At 69.2% G+C, this 17,537-nt stretch carries 17 protein-coding genes; 9 read left to right on the top strand and 8 right to left on the bottom strand.

Going from position 1 to position 17,537, the window contains the following annotated elements; genetic code table 11:
• Positions 1-78 precede the first annotated feature (78 nt).
• Positions 79-549, top strand: a complete 471-nt coding sequence (locus tag ACZ5BU_RS19915; protein ID WP_465700793.1) for a DnaJ family domain-containing protein — start codon at positions 79-81, stop codon at positions 547-549.
• Here ACZ5BU_RS19915 and ACZ5BU_RS19910 read toward each other — a convergent pair.
• Complete coding sequence (locus tag ACZ5BU_RS19910) at positions 542-2,632, bottom strand: thiamine pyrophosphate-dependent enzyme (protein ID WP_465700791.1); 2,091 nt, start codon at positions 2,630-2,632, stop codon at positions 542-544. The genes ACZ5BU_RS19915 and ACZ5BU_RS19910 overlap by 8 nt on opposite strands.
• Positions 2,633-2,785: 153 nt before the next feature.
• Between ACZ5BU_RS19910 and ACZ5BU_RS19905 the strand changes: the two genes are divergently transcribed.
• Positions 2,786-3,442: a hypothetical protein gene (locus tag ACZ5BU_RS19905; protein WP_465700789.1), complete on the top strand. Its 657-nt coding sequence runs from the start codon at positions 2,786-2,788 to the stop codon at positions 3,440-3,442.
• A gap of 1 nt (position 3,443) precedes the next feature.
• On the opposite strand, the gene ACZ5BU_RS19900 is transcribed toward ACZ5BU_RS19905, so the two are convergent.
• Together ACZ5BU_RS19900 and ACZ5BU_RS19895 are read right to left on the bottom strand one after the other, a co-directional pair.
• Positions 3,444-4,319: a hypothetical protein gene (locus ACZ5BU_RS19900; RefSeq protein WP_465700787.1), complete on the bottom strand. Its 876-nt coding sequence runs from the start codon at positions 4,317-4,319 to the stop codon at positions 3,444-3,446.
• 9 nt (positions 4,320-4,328) lie between these two features.
• Positions 4,329-5,111, bottom strand: a complete 783-nt coding sequence (locus ACZ5BU_RS19895; protein WP_465700786.1) for a sigma-70 family RNA polymerase sigma factor — start codon at positions 5,109-5,111, stop codon at positions 4,329-4,331.
• Positions 5,112-5,278: 167 nt separating this feature from the next.
• On the opposite strand from ACZ5BU_RS19895, the gene ACZ5BU_RS19890 reads away from it, so the two are divergent.
• A complete protein-coding gene (locus ACZ5BU_RS19890) occupies positions 5,279-5,992 on the top strand; it encodes an NIPSNAP family protein (protein ID WP_465700785.1) in 714 nt (237 codons plus the stop codon).
• Between the two features lie 149 nt (positions 5,993-6,141).
• A complete protein-coding gene (locus ACZ5BU_RS19885) occupies positions 6,142-7,023 on the top strand; it encodes a serine protein kinase RIO (RefSeq protein ID WP_465700783.1) in 882 nt (293 codons plus the stop codon).
• Here the strand turns inward: ACZ5BU_RS19885 and ACZ5BU_RS19880 are convergent.
• From ACZ5BU_RS19880 to ACZ5BU_RS19870, 3 genes are all read right to left on the bottom strand, one after another.
• On the bottom strand, positions 7,007-8,182 hold the full coding sequence (locus ACZ5BU_RS19880; protein ID WP_465700781.1) for a 3-hydroxybutyrate oligomer hydrolase family protein: 1,176 nt from the start codon (positions 8,180-8,182) through the stop codon (positions 7,007-7,009). The genes ACZ5BU_RS19885 and ACZ5BU_RS19880 overlap by 17 nt on opposite strands.
• An 80-nt stretch (positions 8,183-8,262) precedes the next feature.
• Positions 8,263-8,805: a hypothetical protein gene (locus ACZ5BU_RS19875; RefSeq protein ID WP_465700779.1), complete on the bottom strand. Its 543-nt coding sequence runs from the start codon at positions 8,803-8,805 to the stop codon at positions 8,263-8,265.
• A gap of 3 nt (positions 8,806-8,808) precedes the next feature.
• A complete protein-coding gene (locus ACZ5BU_RS19870; protein ID WP_465700777.1) occupies positions 8,809-10,464 on the bottom strand; it encodes an FAD-binding dehydrogenase in 1,656 nt (551 codons plus the stop codon).
• A 36-nt stretch (positions 10,465-10,500) separates the two neighbouring features.
• Between ACZ5BU_RS19870 and ACZ5BU_RS19865 the strand changes: the two genes are divergently transcribed.
• Together ACZ5BU_RS19865 and ACZ5BU_RS19860 are read left to right on the top strand one after the other, a co-directional pair.
• A complete protein-coding gene (locus ACZ5BU_RS19865) occupies positions 10,501-12,357 on the top strand; it encodes a DUF5107 domain-containing protein (protein WP_465700776.1) in 1,857 nt (618 codons plus the stop codon).
• A gap of 212 nt (positions 12,358-12,569) precedes the next feature.
• The gene (locus ACZ5BU_RS19860; RefSeq protein WP_465700774.1) at positions 12,570-12,968 is read left to right on the top strand and encodes a hypothetical protein; all 399 of its coding nucleotides are present in this window, start codon (positions 12,570-12,572) and stop codon (positions 12,966-12,968) included.
• A gap of 30 nt (positions 12,969-12,998) precedes the next feature.
• Here the strand turns inward: ACZ5BU_RS19860 and ACZ5BU_RS19855 are convergent, their stop codons facing one another.
• The gene (locus ACZ5BU_RS19855) at positions 12,999-13,616 is read right to left on the bottom strand and encodes a TetR/AcrR family transcriptional regulator (protein WP_465700773.1); all 618 of its coding nucleotides are present in this window, start codon (positions 13,614-13,616) and stop codon (positions 12,999-13,001) included.
• A gap of 92 nt (positions 13,617-13,708) precedes the next feature.
• Here ACZ5BU_RS19855 and ACZ5BU_RS19850 point away from each other — a divergent pair, with 92 nt between their 5' ends.
• Entirely contained in the window at positions 13,709-14,866 is a 1,158-nt protein-coding gene (locus ACZ5BU_RS19850; RefSeq protein WP_465700772.1) for a phosphatidylinositol-specific phospholipase C1-like protein, read from the top strand.
• A 6-nt stretch (positions 14,867-14,872) separates the two neighbouring features.
• A complete protein-coding gene (locus tag ACZ5BU_RS19845) occupies positions 14,873-15,322 on the top strand; it encodes an OsmC family protein (RefSeq protein ID WP_465700770.1) in 450 nt (149 codons plus the stop codon).
• A 409-nt stretch (positions 15,323-15,731) separates the two neighbouring features.
• Here the strand turns inward: ACZ5BU_RS19845 and ACZ5BU_RS19840 are convergent, their stop codons facing one another.
• Positions 15,732-16,886 (bottom strand): FUSC family protein, encoded by a 1,155-nt coding sequence (locus tag ACZ5BU_RS19840; RefSeq protein WP_465700769.1) that lies wholly within the window; start codon positions 16,884-16,886, stop codon positions 15,732-15,734.
• A 137-nt stretch (positions 16,887-17,023) separates the two neighbouring features.
• On the opposite strand from ACZ5BU_RS19840, the gene ACZ5BU_RS19835 reads away from it, so the two are divergent.
• Positions 17,024-17,527: a DUF5709 domain-containing protein gene (locus tag ACZ5BU_RS19835; protein WP_465700768.1), complete on the top strand. Its 504-nt coding sequence runs from the start codon at positions 17,024-17,026 to the stop codon at positions 17,525-17,527.
• The last annotated feature ends 10 nt before the right edge of the window (positions 17,528-17,537 follow it).

The following is a 17,537-nucleotide window of genomic DNA, read 5'->3' as shown; positions in this document are numbered from 1 at the left end:
CCGAGTATGCCTTGTGATTGCGTTCACAAGCTAGTATTCTGAGGTTCTCAAGCAACTCCCAGGTGAGGTGCGGAAACCATGACCGAGCGCAAGCCACCGGGCATGAAGACCCAGGACTGGGTCGAGGCCCAGATCAAGCGGGCCCAGAACGCCGGCGAATTCGACGACCTGGCACCGGCCGGGAAGCCATTGAAGCTGTCCGACGGGCACGATCCCGACTGGTGGGTGAAGGACTTCATCCGCCGGGAGAACATCGAGGCAGACGCGTTGCTGCCGTCCGCGATGCAGCTCCGCAAGGAGAAGCAGCAGGTGCACGAGAAGGTCCGCGGGATGCGCCGCGAGTCCGAGGTGCGCGAGTACCTGGCCGACCTGAACCAGCGGATCCGGGTCGCGATCCGCGACACCACCGGTCCGGTCGTGCCGACCGGCCCGGTGAACGAGGACGCCGTGATCGCGCAGTGGCGGATGGAACGCCCGCCCCGCATCACCAAGCCGGTCGAGCAACCGAAGCCCGAGAAGAAGTCCTTCTGGCAGCGTCTCTTCAGCTGAGCATCGAGCGCGCGGCTTCCTCGATGGTCTGTTCGCTGAGCAGTACTTCGTGCGCGGCGGCGCCGAGCGGGACGTACGAGTCGTAGCTCGCCACGCGTGCCAGCCGGCCGGTGTACCCGTGGTCGATCAGCGTGGCCAGTACGCCCTCGGACACCCCGCCGGACCGTCGGGTCTCGTCCGCGACCAGCACCTTCCCGGTGAGGTTCGCCTCGCGCAACAGATCCTCGACCGGCAGCGGCGCCAGCCAGCGCAGGTCGAGGACCCGGATCCCCGGTACCCGCGCGGCCACCCGGAGGCTCATCGGTACGCCGTTCCCGAACGTCACGATGGTCAGCCTGGTGCCGTCGCCGTACGTCCGGCCGCGTCCGATCGGCACCGGCTCACCGGTGTACGGCGCCAGCCACTGCTCGTCGCCGTCGGCGTGCAGGTCGCGCCGGTGGTAGAGCGCGATCGGCTCCAGGAACACGTTCACCGCGCCGGTCGCCCGGGCCGCGGCCGCGCACGCGTGCAGCATCCCGGCGGCGTCGTCAGGCCGCGACGGTGACGCGATCACGATCCCGGGGATGTCCCGCAGTACGCCGATGGCATCGTCGTTGTGGAAGTGGCCGCCGAAGCCCTTCTGGTACCCGTACCCGGCGATCCGCAGCAGCATCGGATTCGCGTACTGCTCCTGCGAGAAGAACTTCAGCGACGCCGCCTCGCCGCGCAGCTGGTCCTCGGCGTTGTGCAGGTACGCGAGGTACTGGATCTCCGGGATCGGCAGCAGCCCCGAGACGCCCGCACCCAGCGCGAGCCCGAGGATGGACTGCTCGTCGAGGAGCGTGTCGAACACGCGGGCCGGTCCGTACGCTTTCTGCAGCCCGCGCGTCACGCCGTACACGCCGCCCTTGCGGCCGACGTCCTCGCCGAAGACCATCGCCTCCGGGTAGGAACTCAGCACATCACTCAGAGCGCGGTTGACCGACTGGCTGAGCGTCAACCGCTCGGTCGTGGGAGTGGACGTCGGCAGCGCCGTGGTGACCGTGGCTGCCGATGGGAACCGGAGCGGCGCGGCGATCGCTTCGGCGGACGTCAGCTGCGGGAGACCCGCGACCTCGGCCGCGATCCGGAGCGCCTCGGCGTGCTTGTCCTCGTACAGCTCGATGATCTCGTCGGCGGTGTACCCCGACCCGAGCAGGTAGCGCGCCGTACCGAGCAGCGGGTCCAGGTCCTCGTCCGCCGCGAGCTCCGCGGGGGAGCGGTACGCCGTCTCGACGTCGGAGCCCGCGTGGCCGAGCAGGCGAACCGTTCGCAGCCGGAGGAAGGCCGGGCGGCGGTTCCGCCGCACGAACGTCGCCGCCTCGGTCGCCATCGAGAGCGCTGCGTCCAGGTCGGTGCCGTCCGCGTCGAAGTAGCGCAGGCCGGGGCGGGAGCCGTACGCCTGCCGGATCCAGCCGTCCGGGGTACGCACACTGATCCCGATGCCGTTGTCCTCGCAGACGAACAGCAACGGCATCGGCAGACCCTGGTACGACGCGTGCAGGGCGGCGTTGATCGCGCCGGTCGCGGTCGAGTGATTCGCGGAGGCGTCGCCGAAGCTGGTCACCACGATCGCGTCGGCCGGCCACGGCGACGGTACGCCGAGCTTGTGCGAACGGTTCATCGAGAACGCGACGCCCATCGCCCGCGGCAGGTGGGAGGCGATCGTCGAGGTCTGCGGGATGATCGACAGCTCGTGCCGGCCGAACACCTTGTGCCGGCCGCCCGCGATCGGCTCGCTGGTCGCAGCCGCGACGCCGAGCAGGATGTCCCGCAGCCCCTCCTTCGAGCCGCTTTGCGCCGCGCGGGTCAGGTAGAACGCGCCGGAGCGGTAGTGCAGGAGCGCCGGGTCGGTCGGCCGCAGAGCAGCGGCGACGGCTGCGTTCCCTTCGTGGCCGGCCGAGCCGATGGTGTAGAAACCGGTGCCCTGGGACTGCATCCAGCGGGCTGCAAGGTCGGCGTGCCGGCTGCCGAGCTGAGCGTCGTACAGGCCGCGGAGCAGCTCTGCGTCGTGCTCCCACGGGGCCGGGGCGAGGCCGCGGACGCGGTCGGCGAAGGTCCTCATCTCAACCATGATCACCGAAGCGGGGCTCGATGACAGCAGCGACCACGAGTTGAACAGGTCACCAGGGCCGGACGGGGGAACGGTGACCAGGGGTTGTTCGTTGACGAGGCGAGGGGGGACTCTGTGGGGTGTGGTGACGGTGAGTGAGCTGTGGTGAAGCACGTTTCGCGGGTCGCGCGGCGTGCCGGCGTCGCGGCCGGCCTAGGGGTCGGCACCGCCGGCGCGATGGCCGGTGTCTTGCTGCTCGGCCCGTTGGCCGCGTCGATCCTGCTGGTCGTCGTGTTCGTACTGGTCTGGCCGCTGGCGGCGGTGGTCCAGCACGTGACCGACGACGCGCCGTACGGCTCCGCGGCCCTGGTGGCGGCGTCGGCGGCGGGCGCGGTGCTGTGCCTGCCCGGTCTGGTGCGGCTGCTCGCCTGGGGCGCGCTCGGCCTGGCCGCGGCGCTCGTCCTCGCGGTGCTGTTCGTGCTGGTCGACCTGGTCGTACCGGACCGCGAAGTGCACGTACGACCCTCGCGTAAACGGCGGCGGCTGCAGCGGCTGACCGAGGCCCAGCGCGTCGAGGACGAGCGGCTGATCGCGTCGCTGAAGTGCCCGCTCACGATCGCCGAACTCTGCGGCGTCTGGTCCGAGACCGCGACCCAGCTCGCCCACGGCGCCGGCCCTCGCGACCGCCAGGCAGTCGCCGAGGTACGGCGGATCTGCCTGGACGAGTTCGAACGCCGCAACCCCGACGGCTTCCACCGCTGGCTCGACGCCGGCGCCCCCGCCAACCCCAGCCGCTACCTACTGCCGATGCCTAACGAGTGATTTACAGTCGGTTGTAGTGCTTGCGGGCTTCTCGGCTTTCCTTCTGGGCTTCGCGGGCCGCTCGTCTCGCCTCGTCCAGTTCGGCGCCCAGGCGGTGTACCAGGGCCTGTGCCTCGGAGAGGGCCTCGCGGGCCTCGTCCAGCTGGTTGTCCAGCTCCTCGACCTTCGCTTCGGCCGCCTGGGCTGCGGTGACCGCCGCCTCGAACGCCCGCTTGGCCTCGGCCTTCTCCGCGGCTTCCCGTGCTTCCTGCTCCTCGCGTTTCCGCTCTTCGGCGTCGCGCTTCTTGCCGGCTGCCGCCGACTGCTCGGCTTCCTCGGCCTGCTGTGTCTTGCGCCGGTCCCGGGCAGCCTTGCGACGTTCGTCCGTGAGCGGTGTGACGTTCGACGGCTCGCCGTTCTCGTCGACGACCCCGAAGCCGACATGCCGCAGCGCACTACTCAGCCGCCCCTCGCGTACGGCGTCACCGGCAGCCGGGTCGATCAGCGCGGCGTCCAGCGTCTCGCGCAGCTTCTGCGTGACGTCGGCGCTGAGCTTCTGCCCCTCGTCCCCGGCCAGCCGGGCAGCGTCCTTCGTCAGCTGGTCCAGCACCTGATGACGCTTCGGCGTCAGCTCGCGCAGCCGGTCGCCGTCCAGGTCGGCGGTCGCCGCCCGGAACTCGTCGCCGAGCGCGAGCAGGTCGTCGAGCTGGTCGGGCAGCTTGCGGGCGACCAGGTTCGCGACCCAGGCCGCGACCGTCGGCTTGCGCAGCGCCTTCAGCCGGGTCGACCCGAGCGGGTCGCCGTCGGCCTTCAGCCGTTTGGCCAGCTCGTTGCGAGTAGCAATGAAATCGGCCGCCGGCGCCGCGTACACCGCATCCGCCGCCTCCTCGAAGTCCACACCGTGACGCTACCGCGAAACAGTTCCGGCCAGGTCGGTGCGGAGAGTGTCGAGGATGTTGCGGAGCAGCCGGGAGACCTGCATCTGGCTGACGCCGAGCTCCTGCCCGATCTCCTCCTGGGTGAAGCCGTTGCAGAACCGGAGCTGGAGGATCCGCTTGTCCCGGTCGCCGAGGTTCGCCACTGCGGGCGTCAGCGTGTGCACGTTCTCGACCAGGTCGTACCCGTCCTCGGCGTCCGCGACGGTCTCCACCAGGCTCGTCCCGCCGTCGGCCGAACCGGGCGCGTCCAGGGACAGCGTGCTGAAGCAGCCGCGCACCGAGGAGGCCTCGGCGACCTCGGACGGGTCGGTGCCGAGCGCCGCCGCGGTCTCCTCGTCGGTCGGCACGTGACCGAGCCGCTGGATCAGCTCGGGTTCCGCGGCGGCGATGTTGCCCTGCATCTCCTGGACCCGCCGCGGCGGGCGGATCGTCCAGGCGCAGTCGCGGAAGTACCGTTTCAGCTCGCCACGGATCGTCGGTACGGCGTACGACAGGAAAGCCGTGTCCGCGTCGAGCCGGTACCCGTTGGCGGCCTTCACCAGGCCCAGGTACGCGACCTGTTCGAGGTCGTCGGCGTCGACGCCCTTGCTGCGGTACCGGGAGGCGATGGAGCGCGCGACCGGTGCGTTCAGTAACACGACCTGGTCGAGGCACGCCTGGTGCCGGGGATCGGGGACCCGGTCCGCCTCGAGCAGCAGCTCGTGGGTGGCGTCGGCGATTGTCTGCTTGTCTTCGGTTGCTGCGATCGTCACGGGAGATACCTCGTCGTGTCGTCGTGCAGTGCGGGTGGCAGGGGGCTCGACCACCGACTCCACCCCATCAAACTCCTGGAGCGAGTTCAAGTACTGCCCTGTTACGGGTGTTTCAAACGACCGTCGCCTGACAGTAACTGTCAGGTTTCGCTGGTTGGATGCTGCCCATGAACGAATGCTGCGCCGTTGCCGACCTACGCCAGTACACGCTGCATCCCGGGCAGCGTGACACCCTGATCGACCTCTTCGACACATACTTCGTCGAGGGGCAGGAGGCGACCGGGATGCACATCGCCGGTCAGTTCCGCGATCTCGACGACCCGGACCGGTTCGTCTGGATCCGCGGCTTCCGCGACCTGCCGGCCCGCGCGGACGCGCTGAACTCCTTCTACTACGGCCCGGTCTGGCGCGCGCACGCAGCGGCCGCCAACGCGACGATGATCGACTCGGACAACGCCCTGCTGCTGAAGCCTGTGCACCTGGGCGCGGGCTATCCGGCGCTGGACGCGCCGCGCACCGAACCCACCGGGCAGCCGGTGATCGCGGGGGCCGTGTATCACCGCGGCGCCGCGGACGACGGATTCGTCGAGTACTTCACCGATCACGTCGCGCCGGTCCTGACCGCGACCGGGGCCGCGCCGGTCGCGGTGTTCGAGAGTTTGGTTGCCGAGAACAACTTTCCGCAGCTGCCGTTGCGGGACGAGGTGGTGCTCGCCTGGTTCGCCCGGTTCCCCGGCAGCTCTGCGTACGACGAACACCGCCGGCAACTGGCCGCGTCCCGGGTCTGGCAGCAGCAGGTGCTCCCCGAACTCGTCTGCCGCTCGGTCAAGCCGATGCAGGAGCTGCGGCTGAGTCCGACGTCGCGGTCGCAGCTGCGGTAAATACGTTGCGGGGTCCGCGGGTCGCGGGCATCCTGGGTTGACCGAGCGGCGACGCACGCTGCCTGGACCGAAGGAGGGCTGACGGATGGCCATCACTGTGCTGCGGCATGTCCGCACCCATCCCACTTCACGGTTCAGGAGCAACTCCGTTGTCTTTTCCCGAGTACGAACTCACCGATAACTACTCAGACCCCGATCCGGCCGACGCTTTCGTCTTCAAGTTCCACTCCGTCGACGAGCACCTGGGCCCGGACCAGCGGTGGTCCACCTGGCTGGACGTCGAGCGCGGTTCTCGCGGCCCGGAACCACGCCCTTCATGGGTTGTGACGGAACAGGCTGCGATCGATACCGAGCTCGGCGTCCTCAAAACCGGTAAGGAAGCCGACGTCTTCCTGGTCGAACGGGCCGTCGAAGCCATCGGCGACAACCCGGCGAAGTCCTCGCTGCTGGCCGCGAAGCGGTACCGCACCGAGGAGCACCGGTCCTTCCATCGCAGTACGTCGTACGTCGAGGGCCGGCGGACCCGGAACAGCCGGGACAGCCGGGCGATGGCGAAGAAGACCGCCCACGGGCGCAGCGTCGCGGCCGGCGGCTGGGCGTACGCCGAGTGGGAGGCCCTCAACCGGCTGTGGAAGGCCGGCGTCCCGGTGCCGTACCCGGTCCAGGTCGACGGCACCGAACTGCTGATGGAGTTCATCGACGACGGCGAGGGCGGCGCCGCACCACGGCTCGCCCAGGTCCGGCCGGCCAAGGACGTGCTCGAGCTGTACTTCGAGCAGCTTCGCGGCGCGATGCGCGAACTGGCCCGCGCGGGGCTCGCGCACGGCGACCTCTCGCCGTACAACGTCCTCGCGCAGGCCGACCGGATCGTGATGATCGACCTCCCTCAGGTCGTCGACATCGTCGGCAACCCGAAGGGGATGGACTTCCTGCTGCGCGACTGTCACAACATGGCGGCCTGGTTCACCAACCGCGGTCTGGAGGTCGACGAACAGGAACTCTTCGCCGACCTGCTCACGATGGTGTTCTGATCGCCTGCTGCAAGAGCGGTACCAGCGGTACCAGCCGGTCGGGGTAGGCGTCGACGAGTCCGTCGACATGATTGCCCGCCTCGACCCGCTGGTACCTGAACAGCTGCCCGCGTCCGGCTCGGTGCACCATCTCGCTGTAGACGTCCGAGTCCTGGGTGATCGGAAGCAGGCTGTCGTACGTGCCCTGGATGGTGATCAGCGGCTTCCCGATCTTGCCGGTGAGCGCGATCCGCCGCACGGCCTGATGCGCCTCGGGCCGCTCGGCGTAACTGTAGTCGGCCTCGCTGCCGGTGTAGGTCGGGTCGAGCTCGGCGGTGTAGATGCGCTGGGTGAGTTTCCAGTAGACGTTGTAGTGGTAGTCCCAGAGGAAATCGGACTTCGGGTCGAAGCCGCCCGCCACGATCCGCGCCGGATCGTGCAGCTCGTAGCCTTTGATTGCCTGGGGCAAGTAGGTGAACAGGTTCGGTCCGTCGGCCGTCCACAGCGTGCCTTCGAGGTCGACGCCGCGGGTGTACAGCTCCGGGTGGTTCTCGAGCTGCCAGCGGACCAGGTAGCCACCGTTCGAGATCCCGGCGGCAACCACGTCACGCGCCGGATGTCCGTAGTACTGCGCGACCGTCGCACGGGCCGCCCGCGTCAGTTGGGTCATCCGGTTGTTCCACTCGACGATCGCGTCGCCGGGGCGGACGCCGTCGGTGTAGAAGCCCGCGCCGGTGTTCCCCTTGTCGGTCGCGGCGTACGCGTAGCCGAGCGAGAGCACGTAGTCGGAGATCGCCTTGTCGTTCGCGTACTGCGCCCGTACGCCGGGAGACCCGGAGACCACGAGCCCGCCGTTCCACGTCCGCGGCAGCCGGATCACGAACTGAGAGTCGTGGTTCCAGCCGTGGTTGGTGTTGGTGTGCGAGCTGTCCGGGAAGTACCCGTCGATCTGCACCCCTGGTACGCCGGACTGCTGCGGCAAGCCCGAGTGGGTGAGGCCCGCATAGTCGGCTGGATTCGTATGCCCGGACGCGACCGTGCCCGACGTGGTGAGGTCGTCGAGCTGCGCGACCTCCTGGTACTCCGCACCCGGGACGCGAGCCGCGCGGTGAGCATCGGCCGGCACAGTCAGACCTGTGAGCAGGACAGTGGCGGTGAGCAGGATGATGAGACGGCGCATGGCGTCACGCTAGGAGTCCGCTGTCGCTCCTGATATGGGATCACGACACACATCTCGCGGTGCCCGGCTGGCATCCGGGACTACTCCTGCTGGTCGAGTGCGGTGAGCAGGCCGGCCAGCAGGCCTGGCCTGTCACGGGCGGGCAGGCTGGCCCGCTCGAATCGTCCGGTCCGGTCGTTGCGAACCTCAAGGGTTACCAACTCGTCGCAGAAGGACGCTCCGTAGGCTCCACCGAGCAGCCGGCCCCTGCGTCTGTCGGCCTGCCGTTCGGCCGCGACCTGCGACGCCTGAGCGCCGACGCGTGCGGCCAGCTCCGGGGTGGCCCTCGCGGCCAGCATGCGCACCCAGTCGGGTTCGATCGCCGCGACCGGAACCCGGTCCGACCCGACGCGCAGGGTCTGCCGGGTGATGGTGACGGTGCCGCGCCAGGTGAGGGCCGCCAGACTCAGCAGCCAGATGCCGAACACTCCCGAGGGACCGAATACCGCAAGGCCCACCTGGTTCCCGGTGAGCTCGACCTCGGAGCCGAGCAGCAGGCCGGTGGTCGCCAATGCCCAGAGCACGATCGGCCAGAGCCACGCCCGGCGCGAGACCGGCCGGTGTCTGTAGATGATCTCGGCCAACTGTCAGCTCACCGACTTGGCGGCGGCGCGACCAGCCGTACGGCCGGTGAACAGGCAGCCGCCGACGAAGGTGCCTTCGAGGGAGCGGTAGCCGTGGATGCCGCCGCCGCCGAAGCCCGCGACCTCACCGGCCGCGTAGACGCCCGGCAGTGGAGTGCCGTCGGCTCGCAGTACCCGGGAGTCGAGGTCGGTCTGCAGGCCGCCCAGCGACTTGCGGGTGAGGATGTTTAGCCGTACGGCGATCAGCGGGCCGGCCTTCGGGTCGAGGATCCGGTGCGGTGACGCGACCCGGATCAGCTTGTCGCCGCGGTAGTTGCGGGCACCGCGGAGTGCGGTCACCTGTAGGTCCTTGGTGAACGTGTTGGTCAGTTCGCGGTCCCGCGCGACGATCTGCCGCTCCAGGTCATCGAGGTCGATCAGGTTGTCGCCGGTCAGGTCGTTCATCCCCCGGACCAGGTCCGGAAGGTTGCCGCGGACAACGAAATCCGCGCCCTTGTCCATGAACGCCTGCACCGGCGCGGTCGCGCCACCACGGGCCCGGCCGAGGACGCCCTTGATGTCCTTGTTGGTCAGGTCCGGGTTCTGCTCCTGACCGGAGAGCGCGAACTCCTTCTCGATGATCTTCTGGGTCAGCACGAACCACGTGTAGTCGTACCCGGTCGTCATGATGTGCTCGAGCGTCCCCAGCGTGTCGAAGCCGGGGAACAACGGTACCGGCAGTCGCTTGCCGGTGGCATCGAACCAGAGCGACGACGGCCCGGGCAGGATCCGGATCCCGTGCTGCGGCCAGATCGGGTCCCAGTTCTGGATGCCTTCGGTGTAGTGCCACATCCGGTCGCGGTTCACATACCGGCCGCCGGCCCGCTCGGTGATCGCGAGCATCCGCCCGTCGACATGCGCCGGTACGCCGCTGATCATCCGCTTCGGTGGTTCACCCATCCGCTTCGGCCACTGCTGCCGGACCAGGTCGTGGTTGCCGCCGATCCCGCCGGACGTGACGATCACGGCCTGCGCCTTCAGGTCGAAGTCCCCGACCTCGACCCGCGAACTGGACACTCCCCGCAGTACGTCGCTGGGCTCGAGCACCTTGCCCGCGACACCGTCGACCACGCCGCCCGTCACGGTCAGCTCGTCGACGCGATGCCGGAACCGGAACTCGACCAGCCCCTTCGCAACCGCCTCCCGCACCCGCCGCTCGAACGGCGCGACGAGCCCCGGTCCCGTACCCCAGGTGATGTGGAAGCGCGGCACCGAATTCCCGTGCCCGTCGGCGTTGTACCCGCCCCGCTCGGCCCATCCCACAACCGGAAAGAACCGCACGCCTTGGGCGTGTAGCCACGGCCGCTTCTCACCGGCGGCCCAGTCGACGTACGCCTCGGCCCACTGCCGGGCCCACTTGTCCTCGTCGTCCAGCCGATCGAACCCCGCGGACCCGAGCCAGTCCTGCAGCGCGAGCTCCCGCGAGTCCTTGATCCCCATCCGCCGCTGCTCCGGCGAGTCGACGAACAGCAGGCCCCCGAACGACCAGAACGCCTGCCCACCGAGTGAGGCCTCAGGCTCCTGGTCGAGCAGCAGCACCTTCCGGCCCGCATCGGCCAACTCCGCGGTCGCCGCCAGCCCGGCCAGCCCCGCCCCGACGACGATCACATCAGCGTCCATGCCGACCATGTATAGCGCACTTGCGAAGATGTGGCTGTGACGATCCTTTCTGCGCAAAACCTCGTACTTCCCGCAGCTTCGCTCGGTCCGGAGAACCCGCTGCCGCCGCTGCGCTCCCAGCAGGAGGTCCACCAGGTCGAGAACCTTGCCGAACTCCCGGCCGAGCTGCGGGAGAACATTCAGTACGGGCGGTTGCACAGCCCACTGCCGTGCCTGAACCAGGACGGGTACGACCGCACGCTCGTCGAGACCGAGCTGCCCGCGCTGGTGCTCGAGAACGACCACGTTCGCGCGACCGTGCTGCCGACTCTCGGCGGTCGGCTGTATTCGCTGGTCCACCACGGCACCGAGCTGCTCTACCGCAACCCGGTGTTCCAGCCCGCGAACCTCGCGCTTCGCAACGCCTGGTTCGCAGGTGGCGTCGAGTGGAACGTCGGGAGTACCGGCCACTGGACCGGTACCTGTGCGCCGATGCACGCTGCGCGGGTCGAAGGGCCGGACGGTACGCCGGTGCTGCGGCTGTGGGAGCTCGAGCGGACCCGGAATCTCGTCACCCAGCTCGACTTCTGGCTGCCGGAGGACTCCGAGTTCCTGTACGTCGGCGTACGGCTGCAGAACCCGTCCGACGTGGACGTCCCGGCGTACTGGTGGTCGAACATCGCCGTACCGCAGTCGGCCGATCGGCGGGTGCTGGTACCGGCGGACCAGGCCTGGCGGTACGGGTACGGGAGCCGGCTGGAGCTGATCGAGGTGGACCCCGAGCTGACGTACCCGATGCGGCATCCGCGCGCGGTCGACTACTTCTTCGAGCCGTTGGCAGGACAGCGGTCGTGGATCGCTTCCGTCGACGGCTCCGGCAACGGACTCGTACAGGCGTCGACCGAGCGGTTGATCGGGCGGAAGTTGTTCGTGTGGGGGCAGGGCGACGGTGGGCGGCGGTGGCAGGAGTGGCTCTCGCCGGGTCTCGAAGGGGACGGGTACGCCGAGATCCAGGCGGGGCTCGCGCGGACGCAGATGGAGCATCTGAGGCTGTCGGGTAACACGTCGTGGAGCTGGCTCGAGGCGTACGGACCTCTTTCCATGGACGCCGGGGTTGCGCACTCCCAGGACTGGAAGGCAGCTCGGTCGGGGGGTGCGGCGGCTGTCGGTCCGCTGCTGGACGGTTTGGCGGGGCGGGAGCGGGAGTGGTTGCGCGTCGCCGATGCGGCGCCGGTGGAGCGGTTGGCGGTCGGGTCCGGGTGGGGTGCGTTGGAGTTGCTACGGACCGGGTGGGTCGTGTCGGACGGTACGCCGTTCGATGAGGACACCTTGTCGGCGCGGGAGCGGGCGTGGTTGCCGCTGCTGGACGGGCAGTTGCCGGCGGCGGACGACGTACCGGACGGAACCCTGGTCGCGTGGCGCGAGTTGCTGGAGGCGGCTGAGGACAACTGGCTCGTCTGGTACCACCGGGGCGTCGCGCGGCACTACTACGGCGACGAGGACGGTGCCGTGGAGGCGTGGCGGCGGTCCGGGGACAACGCCTGGGCTCTACGCAACCTCGGTGTAGTTACGCACGAGTTGGACTACTACGAGCGCGCCGTCGAGCTGCGGCCCGACCTGGTACCGCTGGTAGTGGAGGCGGTCACGGCTGCTCTCGACACCGACGTACTGCGGGCCGAGCGGATGCTCGAGCACGCGCCGGACGACCCGCAGGTGCAGCTGCTCCGGGTAAGGCATGCCCTGGAGACCGGAAATCCGGCGAAAGCCCATGAATTGCTGGCCGCCGGCATCCAGTTGGCCACCGTCCGGGAGGGCGCGAACCCGCTCACCGACTACTGGCTGGCCGCCGAGGAGGCGCTGGGCACACAGCGGCCGGTACCGCCCGCGTACCAGTTCGGAATGGGCGAAATCTGACAACTACAGGTCAACTCTACCTCTAGCAACACCGCTCCACCGGACTCTACTATGGACCTGTAGACGAAAAAGTGGCCCTGTAAAAGTTCCGTGAAGTTCTACGGAACCAAGTGAAGTCCGGTGGCGTCCCACCGGTGAGTGGCAAAAGCCGCTCAAGGCAGTTTCGACAAACGACCGCGTCGCTCGCGGGCGGCGCGTCGGGGGTGAGTGCCATGTTGACGATCGTTGTACTAGGTGGGTTCGGCCTGGTGCTGGTGGTCGCGGCCTTCATCGTGACCGAGGTCCTGGCCGGCCTGCGCCGGAACGAAATCCCCACCGGCACGGAAGAGAAGACCGCGGGACGAGTGATCCGGGTTCGTGGCCCGGTCCGCGGCCAGCTGGAGAGCGGTGCCCCGGCGATCTACACCGAGGTCATCGTCGAGTACTACACCCGCCGGGGTGAGGGCCCGTACGAGGTCGCTCGCAAGTTCCCGGCCGGGAGCAGGATTACTTACACCAAGGGTGACCGGGTGATCGTCGCGTACGACGTCCGGAACCCGCGCCGGGCGCGCCTGGCCGGCCGGGTCAGCCACTGGCCGACCCTCGGCCCGTACTCCGCTACGGCAGCCTGACCGAACACCTGCTTGAGCCAACTCCCTGGCTCAAGCAGGAAGATGCGGGGCGAGCAGGCCGTACAGCACCGGCCGGCCCTGATCCAGGACGTACTCCGCCTCGTCCGCGGACAACCTGTCCGCGAGGTGCGCGAGCGCCTCGCCCATCGTGATGCTCAGCGTCACCGCCAGCCGGAAGTCCCGCGAGTCGCGGGCCCCGAACCGTGCGGCCAGCAGTTCCGCGAACTCGCCGGCGTGCTGGTCGTCGAACTCGCCCGGCTTCGCCTCCAGCTCCGGGTCGCCGAGCCCGCTCAGCACGACGGCCCTGAAGCCCGGGTCCGTCCGGTGCATCTCCCGGAACGTGTCCAGCGTGACGTCGACCGCTGCCCGCCAGCTGGTCACGTCGGCCAGCCGCTCGCTCACCGCCTCGGTGTAGCGAGCCTGGTTCCGGCGCTCGATCGCCTGGATCAGGCTGCGCTTGTCCGGGAAGTACCGGTAGACGCTGCCGACCGCGATCTCGGCCCGCTTCGCGATCCCGCTCGTCGACGCCGCGTCGTACCCGCGCTCGACCACCTCGGCACAGGCCGCGTCCAGGATCCGCTCGACCTGCCGGCTGGCCCGGTCCTGGGTCGGCGTCCGGCGCAGCGGGTACGCCCCAGATGTCACCATGACGTTATTGTCCACGTCGAAAGGGACAACGTTGCCACCCTCTGTATGACAGATTGCCGTCAGTTGATCATGACGGAGGGGAAGCAGAACCTATGCGTATCAACAAGTCCATGGTGGCCGGTGTCGCGTCCGTCGCGCTCGCCGCGGCAGGAGTCGCCGGTACGGCGATCAGCCGGCCCGGCGCGCAGAACGCGCAGGCCACCGGCAGTGACCTGCGGCTGAACCAGATCCAGGTGGTCGGGTCGCACAACTCCTACCACCGCGAGCTCAGCCCGGCCGAACAGAAGGTGCAGCTGCAGCAGAACCCGGGGTCCGTCGACCTCTGGTACTCGCACGCTCCGATCTCCCAGCAGCTCGAGGACCAGAACGTCCGCGCGCTGGAGCTCGACCTGTACCCCGATCCGCAGGGCGGGCTGTACACCTACCCGCTGATCCGGAAGCTGACCGGGCAGGGACCGCTGACCGACCCGGCGATGGCGAAGCCCGGGATCAAGGTCATGCACATCCCGGACTTCGACTACAACACGAACTGCGACACGTTCGTCCTCTGCCTGCAGCAGGTGAAGACCTGGTCCGACGCGCACCCGGCGCACGTGCCGATCGCGATCAACCTCGAACTGAAGCAGTCCGACCCTGCCGTCGTCGCAGCCGGCGGGGTGAAGGCGCCGCCGTGGGACGCCGCGAACCTGGACAGCGTCGACACCGAGATCCGTTCGGTGTTCAGCGAGAACCAGATCCTCACGCCGGACGACGTCCGCAAGCCCGGCCTGACGCTCGAGCAGTCCGTGCTGACGCAGGGCTGGCCGAAGCTGAGCAGCGTCCGCGGTCAGGTGATGTTCTACTTCGACAACGGCGGTCCCGGTGAGATCCGTGACACCTACACAGCCGGCAAGCCGAACCTGGAAGGCCGGGCGGTCTTCACCCGCGGGCCGGAGGGTGCTCCGGACGCGGCGGTCACCGAGGTGAACGACCCGCGCGGCGCGAACCAGGCCGAGATCCAGCGGCTGGTGACGAAGGGCTACCTGGTCCGTACTCGCTCCGACGAGCCGATGGCGACGATCCGCGACAAGGACTACACCCGGCTCGGGATCGCGCTGGCCAGTGGCGCGCAGTGGGTGACCACGGACTTCCCGGTCGCGGGTATGGCCGCCCGGTACGACAGCGACTACGTCGCCAAGCTGCCGGGGCACACTCCCGTACGATGCAATCCCGTCACCGCAGCCGCGAAGGCGGCACTTTCGGAAGGATGACCCTGCATGTCGGAGCACGTGGTCGATGTCAGCTGGAGCCGTGGTGAGTACGACTTCGCCTACGACAGCTACAACCGCGACCACGAGTGGCGCTTCGACGGCGGTATCACGGTCCCGGCCTCGGCGAACCCGAAGTACTTGGGCAACCCGGGGCCGGTCGACCCGGAAGAGGCGTTCGTGGCGGCGCTGTCGTCCTGCCACATGCTGACGTTCCTGTCGATCGCGGCCCGGAAGCGGCTGGTGGTGGACGCGTACGACGACCATGCGGTCGGCGTGATGGACAAGAACGAGGCGGGCCGGCTGGCGATCACGCAGGTGACGCTGCATCCGAAGATCGTCTGGAACGGCGACGAGCCGGACGCGGAGACGATCGCGAGGATCCATCACCTCGCGCACCAGGAGTGCTTCATCGCGAACTCGGTGACCACCGAGATCACGGTTGCTGCTGGCAACTAAAACCACCCGCCGATCAGCCTGAGCCTCGCGCAAACGGCGTCAGGATGATCGGCGGGTGGTGCGGCGCACCTCTGTGGCGGTGCGCCTACGGATCCGGCGGCGCCTCGCACGGGGCGCCTCTGCGTTGTGTGCGACATCCGTGCGGTCTGGCTCGGTGGGCCAGACCGTCCGGGCGCGCCGCCGGGATCCGTTCGTCCGGCTCGCGCCTTACTGCTCGGCGGCGGCGTCGTTCCGGTCGTCGGGGGTCTGGGTGAGGTCCAGCAGGTCCTCGAGGTCACGAACCTGCTCGGTGGCCATCGTGGTCATCAGTCGGTGGATCGTCATGCCGGTGAGACGCGGAGAGTGACGAGGTATGACGGGAGAATCCGCTGTGACCTGAGTCACTAGGCGTGGGGCCGGGAGACACGCCCTAGTTCTCGTCGAGCCCGTCCAGGCGCAGCGGGACCAGCTTGCGGGCGTCGTCGTAGGACGTGCCGGTGAGTTCGAGCAGGTCGATGATGGTGGAGCGGAGCTGGCCGAGGACGACGACGGCGGACAGGCCGGTCGGCAGCGGCAGCTCCGCCGTACGACGGCCGAGCTCGCCGAGCACGCGGTGTGCGGCGACGTCGGCGGCGGGCTCGAACAGCGACTCGCCGATCAGCCGGGTACCGTCCGCGAGGCGCTCGAGCAGCATCGGGTACTCGTCCGGCATCCCTTCGTCGCGCCACACCGACACGGCGCAGCGGCGGACCAGTACGCGGGTGTTCCGGATCGCGCGGTCCAGCGGTACGACCAGGTCGGCGATCTGCTGGACCCGCCCACGGTGCCGGCGCCGGAACGGGGACAGCCGGACGACCGCAACCCCTTCGTCGGCGGCGCTGCGCAGGTCGTCGAGCCGGGACTCGCTGCCGCGGGCACGGCGGAGCGCATCGGTGAGCGCCTCCTCGTCCCGGGACCGCAGGCCGTCCGCGGTCTCGTTCAGGATTTCGGCCAGCTCGGTCAGGACCCCGGTGGCTTGTTGCCGGGGGCGCCGGATCGCCGCGGCCGGGGCGATCGTGGCGGCCGCCAGCGCGACCAGCCCGCCGAGTGCGGCGTCCTGCCAACGGCTGAACCCGGCGTTCGGGTTGGGCAGCAGGGTCGTGACGATGGCCGCCTGGACCCCGGCCTGGGTGGTCATCAGGTTCCCTGCGCCGAGCAGTACGGCGATACTCATCGCGAGCGCGATCACGAAGACGAGCTGGGCGACACCGGTACCGAACGCCTTCACGAAGAGGTCGCCGACGCCGACCCCGACCGCGACGCCGACCATCACCTCCGCGACCCGGCGGAGCCGCTGCCCGAAGCTGAACCCGAGACAGACCATCGCCGCGACCGGTGCGAAGAACGGTTGCTTGTGGCCGACGACGTACCGGGCGAGCGCCCACGCGACGCCGGCCGCGAGCGCACACTGGGCGATGAAGAACGCCCGGCTGCGCCAGCGCTCGACCCGCCGCCGGATCGAGGCCCGCGACCGCTGGGCGGCCCGCGGCGCGATGTCGTCCCGCAGCTCCCGCAACTGGTCCAACGTCAGCCTGACCGGATCCACGGGCCCCATTCTCCGTCGAGCTTGATTCCGACGGTTGCGACGCGCCAAGGTTGCCCCATGAGCGAGCGGAGCGAGCGAACAGACAGCAGAGCCGACATAGTCGCTCAGGCCGGAGCCGAGCGTAGCGAGGTGGAGGCATGAGCGACAACAACCGTGAGGACTACGGCAGCTACTCCGTGGACGACGAGGATCAGCTGCAGCCGGGGGACACCCTGAACGACCGTGGCGTGGACGACCTGCTCGACGAGGGGTACTCGCCGCCGGAGAAGTGGTCCGCGGGCGAGGGCTTCGGTACGACGGCCGACGAGGCGCTGCAGGGCGAGACGCTGGACCAGCGGATCGCGCAGGAAGAGCCGGACGTCGACCCGTACGCCGAGGACGGCGAGGACGTCGGCGGCCCGGAGGTCGGCGTGGCCCGCTCCGGCCGGCTGGTCGCGAGCGACGAGGGCGCCCACGAGGACGAGGACGGCGAGCTGTTCGCCGAGGACGTCGGCATCGACGGCGCCGCCGCGGGCGCCGAGGAGGCGGCGGTGCACGTCGTCGACGACGAGGACAACTTCGAGCTGGAGGACGACGACGAGGAGGACCTCGGGAACTACCGCGACGTGGACCTAGGCGACGTCACCGACCTCGAGGACTGAGAGCCAAGAG

The sequence above is a fragment of the Kribbella sp. NPDC031520 genome (assembly GCF_055580825.1).
This window is presented reverse-complemented; position numbering and strand designations above follow the sequence as displayed.

Coding starts and splice junctions, on each gene's coding strand:
- ACZ5BU_RS19890 (WP_465700785.1), top strand. CDS start 5,279: ATGAACGAATGCTGCGCCGTTGCCGACCTACGCCAGTACACGCTGCAT.
- ACZ5BU_RS19860 (WP_465700774.1), top strand. CDS start 12,570: ATGTTGACGATCGTTGTACTAGGTGGGTTCGGCCTGGTGCTGGTGGTC.
- ACZ5BU_RS19910 (WP_465700791.1), bottom strand. CDS start 2,632: ATGAGGACCTTCGCCGACCGCGTCCGCGGCCTCGCCCCGGCCCCGTGG.
- ACZ5BU_RS19855 (WP_465700773.1), bottom strand. CDS start 13,616: ATGGTGACATCTGGGGCGTACCCGCTGCGCCGGACGCCGACCCAGGAC.
- ACZ5BU_RS19915 (WP_465700793.1), top strand. CDS start 79: ATGACCGAGCGCAAGCCACCGGGCATGAAGACCCAGGACTGGGTCGAG.
- ACZ5BU_RS19835 (WP_465700768.1), top strand. CDS start 17,024: ATGAGCGACAACAACCGTGAGGACTACGGCAGCTACTCCGTGGACGAC.
- ACZ5BU_RS19870 (WP_465700777.1), bottom strand. CDS start 10,464: ATGGACGCTGATGTGATCGTCGTCGGGGCGGGGCTGGCCGGGCTGGCG.
- ACZ5BU_RS19850 (WP_465700772.1), top strand. CDS start 13,709: ATGCGTATCAACAAGTCCATGGTGGCCGGTGTCGCGTCCGTCGCGCTC.
- ACZ5BU_RS19845 (WP_465700770.1), top strand. CDS start 14,873: ATGTCGGAGCACGTGGTCGATGTCAGCTGGAGCCGTGGTGAGTACGAC.
- ACZ5BU_RS19880 (WP_465700781.1), bottom strand. CDS start 8,182: ATGCGCCGTCTCATCATCCTGCTCACCGCCACTGTCCTGCTCACAGGT.